Origin of the sequence: Pseudoalteromonas luteoviolacea S2607 (assembly GCF_001625575.1) — a bacterium.
GTDB classification, from domain to species: Bacteria; Pseudomonadota; Gammaproteobacteria; order Enterobacterales; family Alteromonadaceae; genus Pseudoalteromonas; species Pseudoalteromonas luteoviolacea_E.
Window position 1 is genome coordinate 151,752 of sequence record NZ_AUXV01000001.1, and the last position, 21,414, is coordinate 173,165.

Sequence of the window (21,414 nt, forward strand, 5' to 3'; positions counted from 1 at the left end):
TTTAAGTCACCTAAACTAACTGGAAGCGTGCTCTTTTGGTTTCCAAGTAACTGACACTTTGAGGTTGCCTTCTAAGGCTGTTTTAGCAATGACGACACCAGTTTCACCACTTAATTTGACGCCGAGTTCAAGCTTAACTTCACTAACTCCCTCCACTGCAACAGCAGTCGCATTAACGACATTTCCCAGCAATGCGCTAAGATTGTCCATGGCATTTTCTAGCTTAACTGTTGCCTGTTCGATTATTCCATCATCAGTGGAAACTTGTCGACGACCGCCTGTGTTTTGAAGTGCTGGTGTGTCAACCTCGACATATATCGCAGCACCATTTTCTGATGGAAATTTTGTCATTGTTGGCGGCATGTGAATGCTCCTTATCAACCTTCCCAATATAATTAAAATATATCAGCGCGGTAGACTTTTACAAATTCACTATTCCATAAACCCAATATCGTGCTCACCGTCAGCGCTTACGTTATAAGTTTGCATGCTTAATCTAAGGTGGACATTAAGCCTTTAACTGCAACAGTCTTCCTCAATGTCGGTCATATACCATGTTTGAATAAATTCATCTCCCCAATCCATCACTTGGTGCTCACTTAACTCCACCAGCCCCTGCTTTTGGAGTGCCACCACTTTGGCGGCGATGTGGTCAAGTTCCTCCACATCACATGACTTAAACAACTCGGGGTAATCATTGGCTATCTTTTTCGCTTTTATCGGACAAACCGTATGAAGTGGATGTTCAAACGGCACGTACGGACCGAGTAAAACTTCTACTACCATTGGCGCTTCTTCAGCTCCCCAAAAGCAATGAGGAGTTGCATGAGGAAATAGAATCACATCGCCCGGCCCCACATCTTTCTTGGCCATCTTTCCAGTGTGCGTTTGAACAATTGCAGTACCAAAACCCTCTATTACCGAAATTAAACGACTACTTAATGGGTGAACATGCATGTCACCTTTTGCCGCCGACTTTGGTGGAAACATATCAAAGCCAAACGAAAGACCATCCGCTTGCTGGCTCACTATTTTTGTCAGCATGCAGTCAATTTTTTCCCAGCCAATAGACTCATATTTCTTGTAATCAGGCAGTGCATGTAACGGCACTTGGTTAAAGTGTTTACCATCTTGCCACTGTGTAAGTACAAACTGGTCTAGCTGCGCTTTAGTTAAACTATGTCGATTAGTCAGTAGATCTAACAATGTCTCTGCCATGTTCATTTTCCTTTTGAAAGACTGCTTTTTATTTGAGTGCTCGATATGCTTACTTATCAAACTCACTCAACGCCATAAAAGTTAACAAAGTGTAAATTACAGAATCATAAGATCAAATTAATAAAAGTCATTTGCTTTTGCCTTGAAATAACAAACTAGCAAAACGGTGCATTGAGGCGGGAAGAAAACGAAATAAAGCGGAGGAAGTGTCAAACATCTTAAATGCAATCAATCGTATTTTGCCCTCGCGGATACAATTCACATAGAGTTCACCAAAAAGCCACATTGATTCACAAGTTAAGAGTTAATATAATAATGATTCTCATTTTTAATTAAAAGGATAATGAATAAATGAAATTAATGTTCGTACTCTTGCTATTACTGTGCGCTTTACCTGCTTTAGCAAAACAACCAGTCCGTGTTGTAGATATAGGTGTGATGGGGCTTGCTTCTCACGATTTATTTCAATGGAATGCTGATACACGCGAAAATGAAGAAAATGGCCGCTTTGACTTAAGTACTATATTTGACTTTGCCAACGGTACAAAAATTTATCAAGGCGGGAATCCAAAGAACTCCTCAAACGCAGCAGTCTACTCGATTACACAAAATCTCGTCAGTTTCTATGCTGGTAAGAAAGCCACGCTGCTGATGTCTAGAACAGTAACTGAAGAACAAGCACACATAATTGCCAGACAACAGACTGTCGAATTTTTTATGGGCATGGTTAAAGAGTCCTATGAGCGTTTTACAAATGCCAGATTTCCTAACTATGCACTGGCGCAGAGCGTGACTGATGATGAACAAGGTGTAATGCGTGCTTTGCATGACATTTTACCAGGAAAAATAATCGTCAACCGCAATCTAACCCAAGAGACCTTGACTGTAACCGATTTCAAACTTGCCATGAATCAGCTCTCAGCAACCGAAATGATGCAAAACGTCAAGTTCTTTGACGGTAAATACGACGAAGAATATTTACATGTCGTTATCCCTGGGTTTCCTGACTCTCGTATCATCAATTTAAAAGAAATCGACCAAGCCTTTATCGCTGAGCAAACGGACTATAACTTGGATAATATGCTCCTAGAGCTCCACTACTATGGTAAATTTCCTTTCTTCGGCAACCTTATTCACTTCACGAGTTTTGGATATCACTTAGAGAACCTGTTTGCAAAAGGTATCTGTAACAAATACACCGACGGTACTGTAAATCCTTGGAACACAATAGGCGTAGAGTGTTACTGATTAAAGCCTACTTTATGTAAACATCATTGAAACTGTGAGGCTCACAACCTAGTTATTGCAAAGCATCTGTTCAGATTGTTCAGGTGTTTTGCAAGTTTGATTCAAGCAATGAATGAACTTTACTTACCACTCAACGTTTTATTGATACGCTTCATGCTGAAGCTTTCCTAAGTTCAAGTCTTACATTCTGCACTTTACCAAAGTAACATTGCCTTAGTAACCCATTCAGGAACTGCTGATAGCCTATTGAAAATAAGTGATTTTTATAATGATAATATGGAAAGAGGGCAATAAAAATTAAAGTTTCATGGCTCAAAGTGATAAGCGCCCTATTCTATATGCATGATAAATAAATGGGGAATAAACCTAACTACACAGAACCAGCGGACTCATAATTTAAGCGATTGGTATGGGTGCACTTTATGGACTGTTATTTTCTCGAATTTTATTTACAGCTAGGGTGAGCTGCTCGATTAGCAATTCTGCCTTTTCAAGGCTTAGTTCAATTTCTGTATTGGAAGCGACCGCATTTTCAGGGAAAGACTCATCACCTAGACCTGCTGATGTGATATCAACATCTGGATGGATATTCCATACCTCTAGATTAATGCATTCATCGTGAATGCCGCCCAATACCTCAATATAACCTTTACGATAGTTAATTGAGTTACATTTAATCAGATCTCTTTTCACAAATCCTCTAAAGCAATTGAATTATATCTGCCTATACCGTAATTCAATTATATACACAGTTCACCCAAAAAAATCATTCGCGGTAAAGTGTAAAGTTCTCAAAAATAATCTTCACATATTTGAAAGACACAAGTCAGCACGTTGACATGCAATTGATTCAGCCCTCAGCTCTTAAATGAGGTAACTTGGCTTTTACATAATTGTAGGCTTCATCTGAGATCTCCGTATCTAAGAAAGATACATATTTTAGGTTTGGCAATTGTGACAGCAGTTTAAACCCCTCATCTGTTACTTTGACGTCCTCAATCCATAACTCTTCAAGAGTTGAGAATAAAGTAATTATTTTCATAGCCTTATCTGTAATTAGAGTCGAGTCGAGGTCTAGACAACGAACTTTATTCAAAAATGGCAGGTTAGAAATCCCCGTATCGGTAATTGCGGCATTCTCTAAGTTAAGAAAAATAACATCGCTCGGGACATTAGGCATATCTGAGTCTTCAAGCGATGCAGCATCAAAATATCCTTCAGTTTCTTTTAATTTAAATACCAAAGTTTCACTCATTATTACATTAGCCCTCGATTCAAAATCCTAAATAACACTTTATCTCACAACCAAAGCCTAATTAGCTCAACAGCCAGGATAAATGTTGTGTCCATTATATCGGCAGTTTATTTAAAACCGGACTGTGACTCGGTGAAATAGAAGCTAAACACTTATAATTAAAAAGGCCTTTGACATTAACCTTCTATCTCGTAACTTTAGGAGGAGGTATGACTTCTGGCGGCCTTTCTACCTTCAATAGTTCAGCAAGATTTAACTCAATGATATTGCCACCGCACATAACAATACTGCCATCTTTCGTTGTAGAGTAGTTTAAATAAAACACGTATTGATTTATAAGCTCAGGATCCAAGCCTATTTCAGCTTCCATGTGTGCTGGGTAGGTAGATGCACCCGTCAAGTGCAATTTGAGATGTAGTTCATCCGGTTTATACATGTAAATCCAAGTTAAAGAGTACTCGCCTCGCATTTTAGGTGCAAACAACTGATAGTGCGTGACTTTTCCTAAGCGATAAGTGTCATTCAACACAGCAAAGGGCGAAATTTCACTATCTTCACTTTCATCACATGCAACAGATGAGCAAGAAAATAGCAATACCATAAAAGTAACTAACGATCTCTTCATAAACTTCTCAATATACAATCAATTTTTGATACAAGGGACTAAACAAAGTGCATATGTAACTGCCCAGCAAGGTTAATACACAACCTGCTTTAAAAAATAATAAGCTAAGCGGTCTCCACCAAGCACCTGTGCTAGCTTCAATGATATCAGACACACCAAATGCGATAAGTGTGATTGATGCGCATAGTGATACTTTGCAATACACATTTGAGGGGCCTTTTATAATGGCATTCACAAATAACCCAAGGGAAATTAAAAACCATAAGGCCGATTCAATGTAATTAAATTCTGAGATTGATATATTTCTTAGTAGCTTCTCGCTTGCTTATTGTGATTTTAGTTAAATTTATAGTTCCTGAAAACCTGGTTGTACTTCACTTTCTTTAACACTAAGACAAGTGAGAGTTAACTTTCTCGTGGCATCTACCTCTTTAACGTCATCACATTGAAAGTAGGTGACTAAGTCTTCTGTGAGGTCCACACACCTGACCCTGCCATTGAGATCTTCATAAACATACTCAACCGCTGATATTAACCACAACCGGCCAGAATGCTTTTGAATTACCTGACTTATATTTAATTGGCTTTCGACTTTAGCGCCTGAGGTTCTATAAAAGCAAAAACACCACATTCCGAAACCGCTTGTGAAGAATCTGAAGAAAATAAAAGCATCGAGGAATCACTGTAAGTATATTTGAAAGAAGTGGCAAAGTAAGAATACTCAAGACCTTAAGATTAAAAATCTCCTTTATAATAAAAACAAAGTTAACTTGCTATGATGCGGCTAATTTCCTGCCAACATTTTTCTGGGTTACTCTGAGCTATAAAATGACCGCCTTGAATATTTACTACGTTTAGTTCTAAGCACACCCGTTTAAAAGAGCTAATAACCTTCTTATTCACCAAATAGTCTGCACTAGCATTTAAGTAAGTTGTTGGTTGGTGAATTTTTTCGACAGGCTCTGTTGCTCGCCTAATGATTTTTAACCGTTCTTTTAGCTCTTTATTTGAAACGTTATCAAGTGCTTTATAAAAAAGCTTAACCAATTCAGTACGATTAATGCTACCAAAGAGCAAATAACTCAGAACGGTAGTAGGAACTATGCGGTGACGTATCATGGATAACGGTATTAAAGAACTAAATTTAGCCAACAAGGATGGACGACTCAAAAAGCTGGCAGCAAAAAAGACGTGTTTAACCGTCACACCACTCAATTGACATAGTTCGTAGGCAATGAGCCCTGAATATGACTCTGCAAATAAAACTATCTCTTCAGACTTAAATTGTTCAGCTATTTCAATTGCTTGCTCTTTTGGATGATTCGATCTGAGAGTTGACAGCGGTAAAATTTCATAAGAGCATGATTCTATTATATATTTTTTGATTGGCTCGAACAAAATGCCGGTTCCATCCATTCCTGGTAAAAATAATAATCGCATGATTACTTTTCCTAAAAAACGTGCCTCATTACATAAGCAATTTGATAGCAGGCGTCACTGTGTGAAACTTATAAACAATAAACAAATATGCTTAAATCAATGCGCCTTAGCTCCTCTGTTAAGGCGCAACGCTCAGTTGTGGCCACCTAACTAGCCACCCTTTTGATTTTACCCGATCATCAAACACTTTCCGTGGCCTATTGGAGTTATATGTAATGTCACCCTTTAGCAATGATTCTACCCCAAAAGCAGCAATGCATTCATATTGACTTTCTGCGGTCTGACGGATAGCAATTGCAGTTTCCTTTTCGGGCCAATAACTCATGGCATCTAGCACGCTTTTATACGGAGAATCTCCATTGCGACCATGCATTATCGCTTGATTTCGAACTTGCCAGTTTAACTCTGGCATTTGTTGAATAAGCTGACTTTCATACTTAATGTAAGCATCAGGGTTTGCTTCTTCAGGGTCAAAATAGATTACATCAACGTCGTTAAATGGAGTCGGCGAGTCTAGATTATGCAGAGAGTCCCGGACCAAATTGCGGACAAATCCCGCTGCAATATAGCATTAAGGTATCGCCAATTTTGCGACTAAATTGAGCACCTTAACTCGAACCATATCACGCTTAAGTAATTCTACAATTCTGTCCACTTTTACCTATGTAATATCCTCTAGAGCAACAGCGCCATTTGTAGCGTATTGTTGACTCTTATTAATATGATTTATTTGGCCCGTTGAACTAGGCTAAACCAGTTTCCTGAGTTGTCTATGCCCATTGCTTCAACGCCATAAAGCTGCTCTGTGGGTGGCTGAATAAACTCCACGCCTTTAGCCACAAGCTCTTCATACGTTTTCTGGCAGTTTTCAGTTTCGAAAACGCCTGCCCCAAATGCCCCTTCAGCAATTAAGCTTCGTATTTTTACTGCAGAGTCTTTGGTGAACATCGGTCCCTCTTTTGGCTCTGCCAGTACTAACTGAAGTTGTGAATTAGGTTTTGGATACACAGTTAACCAACGAAAGTCTCCTTCCACTTTCATGTCATCTCCGACCTCAAAACCGAGTTTATTTGTATAAAAATCAAGTGCCTCGTCCTGATTAAGTACGTATATTGTTGAATGCGCTATAGATGTGATCATCTTTGTACTCCTTTTTGTTGATTCACCCTAATGTTATAGAAATAATTGCGATGATATTTCTCCAATCTTGCTCACTTTGCCAACTTACCTATGAATTTAAATGCAAAACAAGCTGGAATAGCCTGTGCAGGAAAACAATATTCTTCGCTAGATAAAGCCCAAAGTTTTCGGCGATATGCCGTAGGAGCCACACCAACTTGCTTCAAAAACAACGAAGAAAAGCTACCAAGGCTGCTATAACCCACTCTCTCGCAAACTTCTGAGACACTGTAATTTTCTGTAATGAGCATTTTCTTTGCTTGTTGGAGTCTCAGCCGAATCAGAAATTCGTTAGGAGTCTCTCCATAAGTATCTTTAAATACACGCAAAAAGTGATAAGGAGACATGTATGAGCATTTAGCTATATCCGATAGGCTGAGAGGGGTGTGGTAGTTATCCGCAATATAATCCCTGCCTGTATTCAGCCGTTTCAATCTATAGTTTGTAGTCATAAAATATCCTTATTAACCAACATAAAATAAAACTCTTTTTCAATCAGCGGACATCAAATCCGTTTAGTAATTGGCAGCGCTATGAATAGAGCGATACCTTTCGGCGTGAGCATGATTCATTATTTTTGCGGCTTGTATTAAGTGTGTCCAAAACTGTTTAGTCTGAAGACCGTTATCAACGATCACTCCCTCTATCTCTTCCAAAGCTAACAATAGCTCATTGTGATTAATGTAAGTCAAAAAGTCTGCTTCACAATACCCATCTGCAGATTCGACGATATCTTTTGGCAAAAGAACGTAAGCAGCCATTAACTCTGCTTCAATTCGTTTGTCTTTTTGGTATCTGCTCAGGAGCCTGCTCAAAAGTGCTTTCAGCAAAGTAGTATCCATTTAATACAACTCTTCTTCATCTCCTTGAACAATAGCCCCGAGTTTAGCAGCTAATGCCTTGGCTACAGCTATTTGCGCATCAGAGACGTAATTAAAAGTGATGCGCCCTCTCGTGTAGTGAAACGCGTATTTGGGCTCCCCAACTGCTACGGCCCATTCAAAGCTATACTCAGTAGATATGGTAATTACCTCGCCCGTATCGGTGTTCTTTCCTGAAACTTCATTTTCACCATTTGGCGCTAAAGCAATAATCTTTTCTAATAGAATTGGCTTTTGTTCACTTTCCCACCAACCATCGGCGATTGTTATATGTATTGCGTATGCCATTTTAATCTCTCCAATTGAAGATATAAGGGACCAAAGCTATTTTTACTAGCCCAATGTTATAGTTTAAATGCTCTACAGTAAGCTTGCTTAGTCAAGTTATAGGTTATACAGCATAGCCATGTTATATACTTTAAGGGTTATTTGGTAATTGAAGAGTAATAATCTGCTTAACAGCGCTAAACTGGGATCGTAGCGAGTCCATATTAGATTAGAGGCTCCATCTTATGGTGACAAAAAGTGCATAACTTTTTCTTCTAGCTCTGACACCAATTCAGGGTCCATATATTGATATTCATCCGGTATATCGAGTACATTCACAGGCTTATGATGTAACATTCGCGTGAATTCAGCCACAATCCTGTTTTTATGCTTGGTCTCCATAACAAAAATGACATCAGCCCAAATAATGTCACGACTATTTACAGTCTTTTTTGCTTTAGGGCTCGTCCCTGCTGAGCGCACATTGTATTCACTTGAGCGTTTCCATATATACTCTGCGGTTGGGCTACGCCATTGATTTCGGCTACATATAAATAACAAGTTCATTTTATTCAGATTCACTGCTCAATGCTTTCTTTGCTATGTTTAATAAATTTTTTCTTGGGTACTCAAAACCTAACTGTTTAGCTCTTGCCAACTTTGCAGATCGAAGGTAAACCATTTTCCAGTTTTTTTCTGGCCTCCAATCCTTTTCAGTTCCCATACCTTTGCTTCTGTTTATAAAATTTTTAAATCTTCTCCAAGATCTAGTGCGATTTCCACTCATCTCATATCCTCTCAGTTTATCGGGTTCAGCAGCCGCGATAATACGGTGAGGTATCGTAATGATTAATAGCCCCAGACTAAGCCATAAGCAACAAAATACAAAGTTACCAACAAAGCTCAGTCTAATCGTTTGCTGTTAATTTAGAATTCAACTGGATAATACTGCTTGTTGAAACCTTCTAGCCCCAGGTGAATCCCATATTCAGGATTTTCACCCAGATCCTCTATCATTGTTTTAAATTCTCTATCCACTACGTCGAACTTAGCTTTATATACATGCTTAGGCTTCATGTCATTTATTGTAACTTCAGTCACACCTACTTTATATGAAGCTATTCCGTTATCATAAACACTTAATTTTACCGTAAACTTATTTACACCAGGTTTAACCCTCACCCAAATTGGGCAGCCTACCTCCCAGCAACTTGTTTCTACACCGTTTACACTCAATATTTGACTAATTGAATTTCCCATACCTCCATCAGTTGTAAACACTGAGGTATCAGAAAGCGGGTGATGCTTGTTCTCATACGCAACGTATGGTTTAGTGTGGAAAGTGGACATACAACCTGACATAAAAATTGACAGTAAGATTAAGATACTACTTTTAAACACGACTTTTCCTATATTTATACAACACTGTGGTAAGGTTAGATTGCCTAACTAACGTAACAACCTATACTAATCAATCAATTAAATCAAAATCTTACAAAAGTAGTTAGATATTTATGATTATGAGCAGCCTCATGGCACATCAACAGTCAAAATGCCTGAGCGATACCTTAGTGCCCCACAATTTTTTACACGAGCATTAACTGCACTCTGACAGTTATAAAACCATAAATATCTAAAATCACTGTGTTCAAATAGAAATTACTCAAAAAATAGCCTGAACCACAGGCTATTTTTATATACACCACTTATTGACAGTAGTTATCTACGAAGGTTAAGTCATTAATATGCGCTGGTGCATCCATAACATATGTAGAAACAGCGGTTTGAGGATTAACGGTATAAATTTTTGCGTTTTCACCTGCCACTCTGCCTGAAACGTACAATGTACCCTCATCAGAAATTGCTAAACCAGACGCCCAGTTAATCCCATGGTGACCAATCAACGTTAACTCCATTGAACCATCATCAATGGTATACAAGGACTTACCAGTTAGCACATAAAGTGTGTTGTTATCAGCTGAATAAGCAACATCTCCGTGAGAGAATGAGTCACCTGAGTAACGCATCTTACCTAACACTGTTTTTTCACCCGTTTGAAGGTTGTAGTCATACATATACGTTTTACTCGTGGCACGTAAAGACTGCCCACTGGCTGTTACTGCAGAACGATAAATTGGCCAAGACTTAGCATCTGCCTCAGCAACTTGTTCGCCAGTCTCTAGATCTAATGACCATAATTTTGACGCTTTAGTGCTCGAGTCAAGCTGTTCCATGAAATAAAGCTTACCATTGTGGCTGGCAATATTTGACGCCGTATTTTGAGCCCCAGCAACGACGCTGAACGTATTTGTCTCTAGATCAAACTTATAGACATATCCTGTCTCTGACGAGCCGTAGTTATTAATCCCAAAGATACCCGTGTGGCAAGCCTGCTTTTCAGTTATCACTACATTGTCAATGAAGCCTCCTAAACTATCATTCGTGCCAGCGCCAGTGAAGCGGATCTCAGAACTGCTTGAAACCGCCTCTACAGACAATGCAAAAGATTGCCAACCTCTTTGCGTTGCGTTTAAATTTAATACCGTTGTGCCATTCCACTTAACATCGACTTTATTTGTCTGATTGTTCCCCGTAACACGTGGTGAGTAGTAGAACGAAACTTCATATGTTTTCCCAGCTTCTGTTGCTACTGTTTGAAACACACTGTGATTAGCTGTCGAGTCGAGCTCGATATATTGGTTGCCATCTTGAGCGGTGATGATACCAAGGCGTGATGTTTGAATTTCAAATTTAGCCCCTTCACTTTGCCACCCAGTAACTGTACTTAGCAACTTCCATTTTGATTTTACGACATCTTGTTCGAAAGAGCCGTTTGTAACTAAATTGTCTGCTGTTGCAATTTGCGAAGCAAAAAGCGAAGACATTGCAAAAAGAGATAATTTCATATAGTAATACTCCCAAGTTTGATTGTATTTAAAGCATATTCAGAAAAGATTTATTACTAGTATTCAAAAAGTTACCTAGAGGTTTAGCGCTCAGTAGGTGTTAATTTAAATATTTGCTTGTAATGTAATTGCACAATTGGTGCCTAAATTGAAAAACGTGCTTATCAACCTAGAGATGGCTACAAAAGATCAAGACGTTACCGACAGTTTTTTGTGGGGAGCGCAGTTAATATGGTTAAAAGCTTAAATTAGATCTTTTGACGTATTTGAATATGCTTTACCACCACATAAACCATTAAAAGCGAAAGCATTATTATAAACAGCTCTATTAAAGAGATTCTGGTATCAGGGTGGTTTTAGTACTAAAAATCGACTTTCCCACTGCATCTGCGTATTAAATTGTATTGTTCAACCAAATAATTTTTTAAAGATAAGTAAGACGATTAAAAGATATCCAATTTGCTTAGAAGCAACGAACTCCTAAAATTTCGGCTTATATAAGACTGTAAACTTTATCAATCCAAACCACTGCTCCTATAGTTAGCCCCTTGCTTAAGTCTGAATTAACACTGCCTAAAGACAATAGACGATACACCGAGGCAAACACCTCACCGATGGAGGCTTTCAGCGCTATCACCACATCTTGTATCTGAGTTTTCACCACTAATTAAGTAGCTGAATGATGGAAAGCTGAAGCTCGGTTAAAGACTGAAATCCCGAGTAACGATGCAGCAACTTTAAATTATCTAAGGTTGGATAAACACGAATTTGTTTGTCAGTGACTAATATCAGCTCAATGCCTATTTGTTCTTTGGCAACAAACTGTTTTTGCGCAAAGCGTGCCCTAAATTCAGGGTTTGATATTTTACTAAAGGGTTTAACTTCAATAAGTTTTTGCGGCTTCTTATGATGCGTTATCAGAAAATCAGGAGTGTACGCGCAAACCTTGCCATTGAATTCATATCCAAATACTAACGGTTGAGCCTCAAAAGCTTTTATTTCACGAGAGTATTCAAAGTGAAAACACGCATCGAACTCTAAGGATGATTCAACTAAGCAAGTGGCTTTGTTCTTTTGACTTGCAAACTTATAAAGATTTTTGACTCTGGAGTGCTTTAGTTTACGCCTGATAATGACCATCACTGAAAATGTGAGACAATATAAAAAGTTGGCTATGCAGGGCTATGATTTAGTTTTAATGCGAGGTTTTACTACAAATTTGCAGACTTACACTTCAAACATGTGGAGTTTGGGTGGTAGTCTTACCAGCCACATCCCGGCACACAAGTCATCCGCTGTGGCTGCTTCCTTCCGGACCTGACCAGGTTCACGAACTATTGTTGCGAGAGGACCAATAAGACCACCATTGAGGGCCTTGTTTGGCGCGGGATGAATTATGGCGATTTTCTTACGGGGATGCAAGCGAAAACTAAAAAAGCTTGCTCGTTTGCTGTTTGTTTAAGCAACGTAGCAAGCTTTTGATTAATTGAGTATTAAATTTGTACTAGTTAGCCAGAGCGCGCTGGAATGCCTGTAGGCGCTTCTTGGCTTTTTTCATGTTCTCAGGTCCCATACGCAAAAATAGTTTTTGTGCATCAGACAGCTGCTCCCACTCTGCATATGCGTACTTATAAGTCACTGACTCTTGTATAAGTGGAAGACTAGACTCCGGAATTGGTGTTTCAAGCAACTCCCCAAGCGCTTCTTGTAGAGTGTAATCAAACTCACTACCGTTGTAACCGATTTCCTCATAGGCTTCGCTGATAAGCGGCTTATACTGCTCATAAAGACGCACAAGCTGCGCTGTGCTCATTGAACTAAGCATATTCACATAAGGTGTGTAACGCTCAAAGCTATTAGGGTCGGTCACAATGATATCGTCTTCAATCACCATAAAGTTGTCGGCTGGCTTGCTCACTGGGAAGTGTTTCTTAGCAATCTTACCTTGGGCTAAGTTGTCGATAAATACCACGCTGCGTCTAACCATATCTTCAGTCACTAGCAATTCCATTGCTTGTTTGCTGAGGTAGCTTGCTACGCTGTCACGTACACTTGTATCGCTGTCGTCTAAAGTCGGTAAAATCGGTTCTACTGGCTCAACTGGTCTTGCTTCAGGTTGCGTGTTTACCACTGGCTCCTCGGCAACCGGCTCCGAGGGCTCAACTGGATTTGTACTTTGGTCAGCAACTGCCTCTTCTCGCTGCGATGTTGACTCAGTGCGGGCCGTATTGACCACCGTTTTAGGGGTTTCTTCAGGCACTACGACATCCTGTCGAAATTTTGTATTCTCTGCGGGCTTACTTTCTTTGTTCGCTAATACAAATACAGCAACAATAATTAATGCAACTGCGGCAATCACCGCCACAAGAAGTTGACTGTTAGAAGGCTTTTTATTTGTCCTTGGCTCTGCTGAACTGTGCTCTGACATGGAGACTCCGTAAAATTCGCTTAAATAACTTGGCAGCCAAAATTCCTCGCTGCACTATGCAATTAAAACACAAACTAAAAGATATCTCATCTGCGTTAACGCGCATTAATGAGAGTTTATCTCAAACTCGCACCTCTTTGCTGACAATTACATGAACATCTGAGCAAACAAGAGCCAAAGCAACAGAAACAAACAAATGTACAACACGTTTTCACACGATATTGCATGAACGCAATTTTGTAACTGGCTGATATTTATAAAAGATGCAAAATACACTTTTGTCTTAAATTGAGTATAGTATAAGTAAGCAGGTTATTTTTTGTTACGGTTTCTGCTTAGCAAATGAAAGGACGTGTATGAATAAGGCGCAGAGTAAAATTGGCCAACCGCACATCGCTCTCTTATTAACGGGTGGTGGCGCGAGGGCCGCATATCAAGTCGGTGTACTCAAAGCTATTGCTCTGAGCTTGCCACGCAGCGCCCCCCTGCCTTTTAAAATTATTAACGGTACCTCTGCCGGTGCCATCAATTCGACCGGCCTTGCATGTTACTCATCCAATATGCATTTAGCGATAAGAAAAATAGAATGGATCTGGAAGAGCTTTCATACCGATATGGTATATAAGAGCTCCTTACTTGGTGCATTTGGCCACTTGTTTGATAATGTAATGCGCAGCTTTCAGGCAGATTACATTAATCATCCACCAGCCAGCCTTTTGGACAACACTCCACTGCGTCACCTACTTGCAGAAGTACTAGATTTGGCGCGTATCGACCGAAATATTCACCGCGGATTTTTAGATGCTCTGTCTGTTACAGTGTCGAGTTACTCTAGCGGTAAATCTGTGGCTTTTTACCAAGCCAAAGATGCAAAACCGTGGCAACGAGCCAAGCGCGAAGGCGTGCAAACACACCTTACGCTCGACCACTTAATGGCGTCCAGTGCTATCCCAATGGTATTCCCAAGTGTACGGGTAAAGCATAACTACTATGGCGATGGCTCTATTCACCAGCTTTCTCCGCTAAGTCCATCTATTCACCTAGGTGCTAGCAAAATATTTATTATCGGTGTTGAGCAGCCTAAAGCGCATACTCCATTGGGGTATGAAGCACATTTTCCTGGCATGTCAGTGGTTGCAGGCCACCTATTAGATAGTATTTTTAGCGATACCCTGCAGTCAGACCTTGAACGACTTGAGCGTGTAAACCGCACCGTGAGTTTACTGCCAGCCAAAGAGAAACATAAAGAGCTAAAACGTGTGGATACTTTAGTGGTTAACCCATCAATGAACTTTAATGAACTCGCACTCGATTTTTATGATGACCTTCCCATTGCCGTCAAATTGTTGCTCCGAACAATCGGGGTTAAGAAACACTCCCAATCCAGTTTAACCAGTTACCTACTTTTTGAGAAAAGTTACACGCAAGAACTCATTAAAATTGGCTATGAAGACGGTTTAGCTAGACTCGATGAAATACGCGCTTTTTTAGAGCTAGACTAAGGTAAACCATCAAGAATGAATTGCTCTGCACGCTCTACCCTGCGCGGCTTGCCCTTGAGCAATAAGACATCGCTTGCCATCAACATAATGTCTTCATCTGGCATGGATATTTCAGTTCCATCCCGCCTCAAAGCTTTTACTACCACCTTGTGCCGAACAAGCTGTAACTCGGAAATCGTTTTGTCTACCGCGTACGCATCTTCAGGGAGCGCAATCGCATGTAAGTATTCTAAGCGATCAGATACAAAGCTTGACTGGCTATTACCATATTCGTGCAACTCATGGCTGTTACCCGTGAAGAACCCGTGCAGATACTCATAGCGGTTTTGCCTTTCCTTACTTACCCGTTTAAAAATACGCCTCATAGGAACACCTGACATATACAAAACATGCGACACTAACATCAGGCTCGCTTCTAAAGATTCTGGTACCACTTCGGTAACACCCAACTGCTTCAAGTCTTCCAAATGCGTATCGTCTTGCATACGCACCAAAATTTTAACCTCTGGTGCAAAGTGTTTTATCGCGTCTATCACTATTTGACTTTGCTCGAAATCATCCATCGTCACAATCACTAACCGCGCTTTACTCACACACGCTGATTTCAAAATATCTTTTTGCGCTGCGTGACCAAATATTACAGGCTCTCCTGCCGTCTGCGCTTCTTGCACAATAATTGGATTGCGCTCAATGGCCACATACGGGATCGCCTCAGGTTTCAAAAAGCGGGCAATTGTTTGCCCTACCCGCGCGTAACCAAAAATCACCACATGGTCTTTTATCGTCGGATCTTTAAACCCTGAATTTGAGATATCTGATTTGTGCTCAGTGTCTAGTTTAAACAACGCCAACAAATGTTCTGTCTGGCCAATCAAGTAAGGCGTTAACGCCATTGAAATCACACCGAGTGCCAGTAAAAAAGAAGCAACATTGGGTTCAAGTAAGTGATGCTTACCTGCCAGTGCCACCAGTACGAAGCCAAATTCCCCCATTTGCCATAACATCACCCCCGAGGCAAACGCGTCTTTTTTCCGCTCCCCCATAAGCTGAGCACTAACATAAACAATGATAACTTTAGTGACGAGCAGTAATGCCATGGCACCTAAAATATAGAAAAATGAGTTAATCACGTAACCAACATCAAGTTGCATGCCCACTGTTACAAAGAATAAACCCATCAAAATATCTCTAAATGGCCTTATCTCGGCTTCTAGCTGATGACGGTACTGGCTTTCTCCTAGCATCATGCCAGCCAAAAATGCGCCCAATGCCATAGACAGCCCAAAAGCATAAGTGAGTGCCCCGGCACACAAAGCAACAACCAACGTCGTTAATACAAACAGCTCATCAGTCCGGGCAAGCGCTACTTCATTAAATACTTTAGGTAGCACCCATTTTCCAATAGCCCATAACAACATACATACAAAAGCGCCCTTTGCGAGTGCCAATATCAGCGCCCCAACCAAAACTTGATTATCGGTTTGTGCCATCAAAGGAAAGATAATTAGCATAGGAACAACTGCAATATCTTGAAATAACAGCACTCCCACTGCAAGTTGCCCTTTGCGAAGGTTCAACATGCCATTTTCTTTCATTATCTTGACGACCACCGCAGTTGAAGAAAGCGCAACGATACAAGCAATGATCAGTGATTCAGACCAAGCGTGTCCAACCTTGAATAAAATAACTGTGACTAAAAAAATTGAGAGAATAACCTGTGTGCTACCGAGGCCAAAAACCACACTGCGCATAGCCATCAATTTAGGAATAGAGAATTCCAACCCCAGGCTAAATAGTAAAAATACGATTCCTAACTCGGCAATTAAATGGATCTCGTGACTGTTGTCCATCCACCCATAACCACTCGCCACTAGCCCTGTAAGCAAATAGGCTAAAATCGGCGGTAAACCTACGCGCTTAAACGACCAAACAAGTAAAACTGCACATAACAACAGCGCGACAAAACCTGCAAAGTGCCCATGCAACGCATTAACAATTGCAATGAGCACTTTTTCTGAAAAAAGCCCGGCAAAATTTTGCTGCAAACGGCCTCCTAGGTGTCAAAGATTCGTTGTAGATTATTTTTCATTCAATTTAACTATAGCAAGCAACTGTTTTTCAGCCAGTTTAATTTATTGGCATGAAACTAGCTTATCTGTTTGGGAATGTTGTAATTAGGGGAATTACCAAATGGAAAATGTCCATATTTTGGCGCAACGAACGCCTTCGCGCGGTGACTACATACCGTTTGCGACGGACCAATATGTTTCACAAGCGCCAGAACAACCAAATACGCTCGTCGAAAAGCTGCAAACCACATTAGAGGTGAACGGCATATTAGACATATTTGCAGGCTACGTTAAACGCATTACAGATCTTGCTGGGCTACAATTTCACTCTAGCCAAGGTTTGTTTCAAATGCATCAAAGCGACAACCAACTCAAACCATATACGTTTGACCTTGAGCTTAACGGACAGCATTTAGGTCAACTCGTGTATTTTAGTAAATATAGCTTAAGTGGGACTATCAGAGCACGCTTAATGCAGCTGCATACCTGTTTACTTTATCCGCTCAGAAATGCGCTGATGTATCATCGTGTCCTGCAACTTGCGACCAAAGATACACTGACGGGCCTATACAATCGCAGCCAATTTAATGAATATTTGGAAACCAAACTTGAGCGCAGTCGTCGTCATCATCGTAATTTTAGTTTGATGCTGTTGGATTTAGACAACTTCAAACAAGTTAATGACAAATATGGACATAAAAAAGGTGACGAAGTACTAATTGAGTTTGCCAATATCTTAACGTCAAGTATCCGAGCCACAGATGCAGTATTTAGATTTGGTGGTGATGAGTTTGCAGTTCTTATCGACGACCCAGCATTTACCACAAACAAAGTAATCGCGGAACGTATTATGGACAGAGTAAACGGGTGCAATTTGCTGGTAAAACACGAAGTAACAACCAGTATTGGGTTTACCCTTGCGTCAAGCCAAGATTGCTCAAACGAAATATTTGCCAGAGCTGATGGCGGACTATACAAAGCCAAAGAAGCGGGAAGGAATTGTGCACGCGCAGTGTAATCAACTTATTGGGTACTTACCATCCCCTAATGGTAAGTACCATCGTGATTAGCGGTTTTTTACTTTAAACACCCAAAGTAGTATGGCAAAACCGCTAAAAAAGCCGTTAATCACCCACCCTAGTGCCCAAAAATCAGGTAACTCACTAAACAATATCGAAAGCATTGGCGCAGCCAAGCCCAAAATGAAAAAGTAACCACCTTTACCATGCCAATACGCCAAAAGCAGCACAGCTGACAACGCGCCGACACTCAATGCGAGTAATAGGTTTGTGAGATGAAACACCGAACCCAAAGCCAAGAGTATAAATCCAAGGCAACAAATCACGATTGCGATTGGGGCCTTACTGGCCAAAGATAGACTGATTGCGTTATTTTTTTGCATTAATTACTTTCCAATAGACGCCCTGCTCACTCGCGAACTCTTCGCTGACAAAATGACCGACGGCCGCGACAAGCGTGTCGTTATAGTAAATCAAAGGTACGCGTTCGCGTTCCCATGTGGGCACGTTTAAATCTTTCAACCAGTGCTTAATCGTGTTTCGACCTGGCTTTCCAAGTGGTTTCACTTTGTCATTTAAACAATTGAATCTCACTGAGACATGCTCATTTGGGTGTGGTTTTCTCACACCCTTACCCTCATATAAAACAAGCATGCGCCCGCAAGCAATCATAACCGGTTCAATCATGCTCAAGGTTTTATTTTCTATCATTGGTGGCAAGTCTTTATCAAGCCAATACAACCTGCCCTGATAAAGCTTTACGCTACCTTGCGCTAATTGAATGTTTACTTGTGCATCTGTACGGGCATTTATTGCCTGACTTAAAATCTGTTCTAATTGCTTTTTTGAAGGCATGTCAACATTATGCTTCGACAGCCATGCCCGCACGACATTACTTTGCCTTAAAGCTGACAGCTGCTTCAATTCTGCGACGATCAAACACGCAGCTTGTGTGCAACGCGCCATATCGCTCTCTGATATCTCGTCAATCAACGCTTGCTGCGCCTGCAATATCGAAATAGACCTCAACACACTTGGCACAAACCCTTTAAACCTTGCTTTTAAAAGGGGCAAAACTTGATTACGTAAAAAGTTTCGATCAAATATATCACTATGGTTTGATTCATCTTCGATATGATGAAATCCAAAGGTTTTGGCAAACGCTTCAATGTCTTGGCGCTCGATGTGAATTAACGGCCTCACACAGTGACGTCCACTTTGCAGCGTTGTTGCTGTTTTCATTGCGCCTAAACCTTGGAGCCCTGAGCCTCTTTTCAGACGAATGAAAAATGTCTCCACCTGATCATCGGCATGCTGACCAAGCAACAGCGTCGAGTCACTCAAAGCATACTCATCCAGTGCTTTGTAACGAGCTTCTCTCGCTTGTGCCTCAAGGCTGACCCGCGTTTTTGGCTGTATTGTCACCATTGCAGCTTGAAATGAGATCGATAAACTTTGACAGAGCTGCTCACAAAACTGCTGCCAATGCAGTGCGTTTTCCGACAACCCATGATTTACATAAACAGCTTTGATAGGGAGAGCATCAAATCGACTTGCATACTGGTGACATAAGTGCAATAACACAACAGAATCCACACCACCTGACAGCGCCACCGTAAAGCCCTGTTGGACGCGATGAGCACAATGTTGTTCAAGCGTTGCTGCAAATTGCTTGTAAACGCTGGTAAGCTCCATACTTCTCCCCAATTTAGATCCCGTGGCGTTATACCCTATCAAGCAGAATTTGCAAAGAGAAATGCCAAAATCACGTGTTTACTTTGAAGTAGATCAGACACTACTAACTATTTTACTAAAATCACTCTACACTTGGGCAAAGTATATTGGCGTGCCTTGGTGTTTTACAGGGATTATTACTGTAATTTAAAAAATGATTGGTCGGTTTTATGAACGTTACTCAAAAAATAAGAAAAACAGCCTGAATAAAACCTACATTTCAACGTCTTGATTTTCACTTGCCATTTATTTTTAGTGACCGAAATTTTCATTATTTACTAAAACAAAACAAACCCGAAATTAATTGACATCTGCTCCAAAATCTAGGTAAATCGCTTCTTATGTATAAAAAGTCGCATTATCTTGCTGGTCTGTTTTCAAGATGCAGCTTGGGGCAGTATAATGTGAAGAAAATTGTATGTGATGACAGAGAATTAGCCTTCACGAAGGAAAAAACAGTTGTAAGATGAAGAAGAATTTTGCTGCGAAAGTTCGCGAACTTCTCCAAAAGCTGAGGTAAATAAGCAATACTGGCTCTTAGTTAAGACTGCTTTTCGTAAAACAGGCTAAGCTATTAAAGACGTTGCAGATGACTGAGTCTTGGCATTTTAAATCTGTACTCTCTACATTAGACCGAGACAAACTTTAAAAAAATTATCAGATAGGTTAGAAAATGAGCTTAAATTATTTAGAATTTGAACTTCCAGTAGCTGAATTAGAGCAAAAAATAAAAGAGCTACAAGCTGTTAGTCGCTCAGGTTCGTTGGACCTAAGTCTGGAAGATGAAATCAGCAAGCTAAAAGAGAAAAGTGTACAGCTTACTGAAAAAATTTACTCAGAACTAAACCCATGGCAATTGCTACAACTAGCGCGTCACCCTATGCGTCCTCACGCAAGTGATTACATCAAGCGCATGTTTACAGAATTCGACGAGTTTGCAGGCGACCGCGCATTTGCAAACGATCCAGCTATCATCGGTGGTACAGCACGACTTGACGGCAAGCCTGTGATGGTTATTGGCCAAGAAAAAGGCCGCGACACAGCAGAAAAAATTAAACGTAACTTCGGTATGCCAAGACCTGAAGGGTACCGTAAAGCTAAGCGCTTAATGGAGATGGCAGAACGCTTTAAGATGCCGATTATTACCCTAATTGACACACAAGGTGCATATCCGGGTATCGGCGCTGAAGAGCGCGGTCAAAGTGAAGCGATTGCCATGAATTTAAAAGTAATGGCGTCATTAAAAGTCCCTACAATCTGTAGCGTAATTGGTGAAGGTGGTTCAGGTGGCGCATTGGCAATCGGTGTTGGTGACCGTGTAAACATGCTTCGTTACAGCACATACTCTGTAATCACACCTGAAGGTTGTGCATCAATCCTTTGGAAGAGCGCAGAAAAAGCACCGCTTGCGGCTGAAGCAATGGGTGTATCTGCACAGCGTATCAAAGATAACAACCTTATTAATGAAATCGTACCAGAGCCACTGGGTGGCGCACACCGCGATTACGATGCTGCGGCAAGTAGCCTAAAATCTCAAATTCTAAAAGACTTGTCTGATCTCTCTGCGCTAAGCCAAGAAGAAATGCTAGAGCAAAGATACCAGCGTCTAATGTCATTCGGCTACTGTAACTAAGCCGTACCAG

Annotated in this window: 25 protein-coding genes and 1 other RNA gene; 4 read left to right on the forward strand and 22 right to left on the reverse strand. The window is 40.6% G+C overall.

The genetic code is table 11. The features are described from left to right. Positions 1 to 15: 15 nt before the first annotated feature. Positions 16 to 363, reverse strand: a complete 348-nt coding sequence (locus N480_RS00720; protein WP_063370625.1) for a CU044_2847 family protein — start codon at positions 361 to 363, stop codon at positions 16 to 18. Positions 364 to 516: 153 nt separating this feature from the next. Then, entirely contained in the window at positions 517 to 1,218 is a 702-nt protein-coding gene (locus N480_RS00725; protein WP_063370626.1) for a cupin domain-containing protein, read from the reverse strand. 351 nt (positions 1,219 to 1,569) lie between these two features. On the opposite strand from N480_RS00725, the gene N480_RS00730 reads away from it, so the two are divergent. After that, positions 1,570 to 2,466 (forward strand): hypothetical protein, encoded by an 897-nt coding sequence (locus N480_RS00730; RefSeq protein WP_063370627.1) that lies wholly within the window; start codon positions 1,570 to 1,572, stop codon positions 2,464 to 2,466. A 420-nt stretch (positions 2,467 to 2,886) separates the two neighbouring features. Here the strand turns inward: N480_RS00730 and N480_RS00735 are convergent, their stop codons facing one another. The 17 genes from N480_RS00735 to N480_RS00820 form a co-directional block, all read right to left on the reverse strand. After that, complete coding sequence (locus tag N480_RS00735; protein WP_063370628.1) at positions 2,887 to 3,159, reverse strand: hypothetical protein; 273 nt, start codon at positions 3,157 to 3,159, stop codon at positions 2,887 to 2,889. Between the two features lie 157 nt (positions 3,160 to 3,316). Beyond that, positions 3,317 to 3,721, reverse strand: a complete 405-nt coding sequence (locus tag N480_RS00740; RefSeq protein WP_063370629.1) for a hypothetical protein — start codon at positions 3,719 to 3,721, stop codon at positions 3,317 to 3,319. Between the two features lie 184 nt (positions 3,722 to 3,905). After that, positions 3,906 to 4,346: a hypothetical protein gene (locus N480_RS00745; RefSeq protein ID WP_063370630.1), complete on the reverse strand. Its 441-nt coding sequence runs from the start codon at positions 4,344 to 4,346 to the stop codon at positions 3,906 to 3,908. Positions 4,347 to 4,692: 346 nt separating this feature from the next. Then, the gene (locus N480_RS00755; RefSeq protein ID WP_063370632.1) at positions 4,693 to 4,977 is read right to left on the reverse strand and encodes a hypothetical protein; all 285 of its coding nucleotides are present in this window, start codon (positions 4,975 to 4,977) and stop codon (positions 4,693 to 4,695) included. Between the two features lie 134 nt (positions 4,978 to 5,111). Next, positions 5,112 to 5,786, reverse strand: a complete 675-nt coding sequence (locus tag N480_RS00760) for a hypothetical protein (RefSeq protein ID WP_063370633.1) — start codon at positions 5,784 to 5,786, stop codon at positions 5,112 to 5,114. A gap of 118 nt (positions 5,787 to 5,904) precedes the next feature. Continuing rightward, the gene (locus N480_RS00765) at positions 5,905 to 6,351 is read right to left on the reverse strand and encodes a nucleotidyltransferase family protein (protein ID WP_269200915.1); all 447 of its coding nucleotides are present in this window, start codon (positions 6,349 to 6,351) and stop codon (positions 5,905 to 5,907) included. A 161-nt stretch (positions 6,352 to 6,512) separates the two neighbouring features. Continuing rightward, the gene (locus tag N480_RS00770; protein ID WP_063370634.1) at positions 6,513 to 6,926 is read right to left on the reverse strand and encodes a VOC family protein; all 414 of its coding nucleotides are present in this window, start codon (positions 6,924 to 6,926) and stop codon (positions 6,513 to 6,515) included. 71 nt (positions 6,927 to 6,997) lie between these two features. Beyond that, on the reverse strand, positions 6,998 to 7,417 hold the full coding sequence (locus N480_RS00775) for a helix-turn-helix domain-containing protein (RefSeq protein ID WP_063370635.1): 420 nt from the start codon (positions 7,415 to 7,417) through the stop codon (positions 6,998 to 7,000). Positions 7,418 to 7,480: 63 nt separating this feature from the next. Next, entirely contained in the window at positions 7,481 to 7,807 is a 327-nt protein-coding gene (locus N480_RS00780) for a hypothetical protein (protein ID WP_231102204.1), read from the reverse strand. Next, complete coding sequence (locus N480_RS00785; protein WP_063370636.1) at positions 7,808 to 8,134, reverse strand: hypothetical protein; 327 nt, start codon at positions 8,132 to 8,134, stop codon at positions 7,808 to 7,810. It lies immediately after the preceding gene. Between the two features lie 222 nt (positions 8,135 to 8,356). Then, complete coding sequence (locus N480_RS00790; RefSeq protein WP_231102205.1) at positions 8,357 to 8,695, reverse strand: low molecular weight protein tyrosine phosphatase family protein; 339 nt, start codon at positions 8,693 to 8,695, stop codon at positions 8,357 to 8,359. Then, positions 8,682 to 8,900 carry a hypothetical protein gene (locus tag N480_RS25175; protein ID WP_063370638.1) on the reverse strand — a complete coding sequence of 73 codons (219 nt, stop codon included), beginning with the start codon at positions 8,898 to 8,900 and terminating at the stop codon, positions 8,682 to 8,684. The genes N480_RS00790 and N480_RS25175 overlap by 14 nt, the downstream gene beginning before the upstream one ends. Positions 8,901 to 9,040: 140 nt before the next feature. Then, a complete protein-coding gene (locus N480_RS00800; RefSeq protein WP_063370639.1) occupies positions 9,041 to 9,514 on the reverse strand; it encodes a hypothetical protein in 474 nt (157 codons plus the stop codon). Positions 9,515 to 9,819: 305 nt separating this feature from the next. Then, positions 9,820 to 11,019 carry a DUF642 domain-containing protein gene (locus tag N480_RS00805; RefSeq protein WP_063370640.1) on the reverse strand — a complete coding sequence of 400 codons (1,200 nt, stop codon included), beginning with the start codon at positions 11,017 to 11,019 and terminating at the stop codon, positions 9,820 to 9,822. Positions 11,020 to 11,682: 663 nt separating this feature from the next. Beyond that, the gene (locus tag N480_RS00810; RefSeq protein WP_231102206.1) at positions 11,683 to 12,159 is read right to left on the reverse strand and encodes a Tn7 transposase TnsA N-terminal domain-containing protein; all 477 of its coding nucleotides are present in this window, start codon (positions 12,157 to 12,159) and stop codon (positions 11,683 to 11,685) included. 120 nt (positions 12,160 to 12,279) lie between these two features. Then, positions 12,280 to 12,376, reverse strand: an RNA gene (gene ffs / locus N480_RS00815) — signal recognition particle sRNA small type. 147 nt (positions 12,377 to 12,523) lie between these two features. After that, positions 12,524 to 13,447 (reverse strand): DUF3014 domain-containing protein, encoded by a 924-nt coding sequence (locus tag N480_RS00820; RefSeq protein WP_063370641.1) that lies wholly within the window; start codon positions 13,445 to 13,447, stop codon positions 12,524 to 12,526. Positions 13,448 to 13,803: 356 nt separating this feature from the next. Between N480_RS00820 and N480_RS00825 the strand changes: the two genes are divergently transcribed. Beyond that, entirely contained in the window at positions 13,804 to 14,949 is a 1,146-nt protein-coding gene (locus N480_RS00825) for a patatin-like phospholipase family protein (RefSeq protein ID WP_063370642.1), read from the forward strand. On the opposite strand, the gene N480_RS00830 is transcribed toward N480_RS00825, so the two are convergent. Next, complete coding sequence (locus tag N480_RS00830) at positions 14,946 to 16,934, reverse strand: cation:proton antiporter (RefSeq protein WP_063370760.1); 1,989 nt, start codon at positions 16,932 to 16,934, stop codon at positions 14,946 to 14,948. The two genes, N480_RS00825 and N480_RS00830, sit on opposite strands and share 4 nt — an antisense overlap. 205 nt (positions 16,935 to 17,139) lie before the next feature. On the opposite strand from N480_RS00830, the gene N480_RS00835 reads away from it, so the two are divergent. Next, the gene (locus N480_RS00835) at positions 17,140 to 18,036 is read left to right on the forward strand and encodes a GGDEF domain-containing protein (RefSeq protein ID WP_063370643.1); all 897 of its coding nucleotides are present in this window, start codon (positions 17,140 to 17,142) and stop codon (positions 18,034 to 18,036) included. 48 nt (positions 18,037 to 18,084) lie between these two features. On the opposite strand, the gene N480_RS00840 is transcribed toward N480_RS00835, so the two are convergent. Together N480_RS00840 and tilS are read right to left on the reverse strand one after the other, a co-directional pair. Beyond that, positions 18,085 to 18,420 (reverse strand): hypothetical protein, encoded by a 336-nt coding sequence (locus tag N480_RS00840; RefSeq protein WP_063370644.1) that lies wholly within the window; start codon positions 18,418 to 18,420, stop codon positions 18,085 to 18,087. Continuing rightward, on the reverse strand, positions 18,407 to 19,732 hold the full coding sequence (gene tilS, locus N480_RS00845; protein WP_063370645.1) for a tRNA lysidine(34) synthetase TilS: 1,326 nt from the start codon (positions 19,730 to 19,732) through the stop codon (positions 18,407 to 18,409). The genes N480_RS00840 and tilS overlap by 14 nt, the downstream gene beginning before the upstream one ends. A 712-nt stretch (positions 19,733 to 20,444) precedes the next feature. On the opposite strand from tilS, the gene accA reads away from it, so the two are divergent. Continuing rightward, on the forward strand, positions 20,445 to 21,404 hold the full coding sequence (accA, locus tag N480_RS00850) for an acetyl-CoA carboxylase carboxyl transferase subunit alpha (protein WP_063370646.1): 960 nt from the start codon (positions 20,445 to 20,447) through the stop codon (positions 21,402 to 21,404). The last annotated feature ends 10 nt before the right edge of the window (positions 21,405 to 21,414 follow it).

Bases quoted from the DNA above. Each gene is read 5' to 3' on its own strand.
- N480_RS00720 (WP_063370625.1), bottom strand. From the start codon at position 363: ATGCCGCCAACAATGACAAAATTTCCATCAGAAAATGGTGCTGCGATA.
- N480_RS00725 (WP_063370626.1), bottom strand. From the start codon at position 1,218: ATGGCAGAGACATTGTTAGATCTACTGACTAATCGACATAGTTTAACT.
- N480_RS00730 (WP_063370627.1), top strand. From the start codon at position 1,570: ATGAAATTAATGTTCGTACTCTTGCTATTACTGTGCGCTTTACCTGCT.
- N480_RS00740 (WP_063370629.1), bottom strand. From the start codon at position 3,721: ATGAGTGAAACTTTGGTATTTAAATTAAAAGAAACTGAAGGATATTTT.
- N480_RS00745 (WP_063370630.1), bottom strand. From the start codon at position 4,346: ATGAAGAGATCGTTAGTTACTTTTATGGTATTGCTATTTTCTTGCTCA.
- N480_RS00755 (WP_063370632.1), bottom strand. From the start codon at position 4,977: ATGTGGTGTTTTTGCTTTTATAGAACCTCAGGCGCTAAAGTCGAAAGC.
- N480_RS00760 (WP_063370633.1), bottom strand. From the start codon at position 5,786: ATGCGATTATTATTTTTACCAGGAATGGATGGAACCGGCATTTTGTTC.
- N480_RS00770 (WP_063370634.1), bottom strand. From the start codon at position 6,926: ATGATCACATCTATAGCGCATTCAACAATATACGTACTTAATCAGGAC.
- N480_RS00775 (WP_063370635.1), bottom strand. From the start codon at position 7,417: ATGACTACAAACTATAGATTGAAACGGCTGAATACAGGCAGGGATTAT.
- N480_RS00780 (WP_231102204.1), bottom strand. From the start codon at position 7,807: ATGGATACTACTTTGCTGAAAGCACTTTTGAGCAGGCTCCTGAGCAGA.
- N480_RS00785 (WP_063370636.1), bottom strand. From the start codon at position 8,134: ATGGCATACGCAATACATATAACAATCGCCGATGGTTGGTGGGAAAGT.
- N480_RS25175 (WP_063370638.1), bottom strand. From the start codon at position 8,900: ATGAGTGGAAATCGCACTAGATCTTGGAGAAGATTTAAAAATTTTATA.
- N480_RS00805 (WP_063370640.1), bottom strand. From the start codon at position 11,019: ATGAAATTATCTCTTTTTGCAATGTCTTCGCTTTTTGCTTCGCAAATT.
- N480_RS00810 (WP_231102206.1), bottom strand. From the start codon at position 12,159: ATGGTCATTATCAGGCGTAAACTAAAGCACTCCAGAGTCAAAAATCTT.
- N480_RS00820 (WP_063370641.1), bottom strand. From the start codon at position 13,447: ATGTCAGAGCACAGTTCAGCAGAGCCAAGGACAAATAAAAAGCCTTCT.
- N480_RS00825 (WP_063370642.1), top strand. From the start codon at position 13,804: ATGAATAAGGCGCAGAGTAAAATTGGCCAACCGCACATCGCTCTCTTA.
- N480_RS00835 (WP_063370643.1), top strand. From the start codon at position 17,140: ATGGAAAATGTCCATATTTTGGCGCAACGAACGCCTTCGCGCGGTGAC.
- N480_RS00840 (WP_063370644.1), bottom strand. From the start codon at position 18,420: ATGCAAAAAAATAACGCAATCAGTCTATCTTTGGCCAGTAAGGCCCCA.
- tilS (WP_063370645.1), bottom strand. From the start codon at position 19,732: ATGGAGCTTACCAGCGTTTACAAGCAATTTGCAGCAACGCTTGAACAA.
- accA (WP_063370646.1), top strand. From the start codon at position 20,445: ATGAGCTTAAATTATTTAGAATTTGAACTTCCAGTAGCTGAATTAGAG.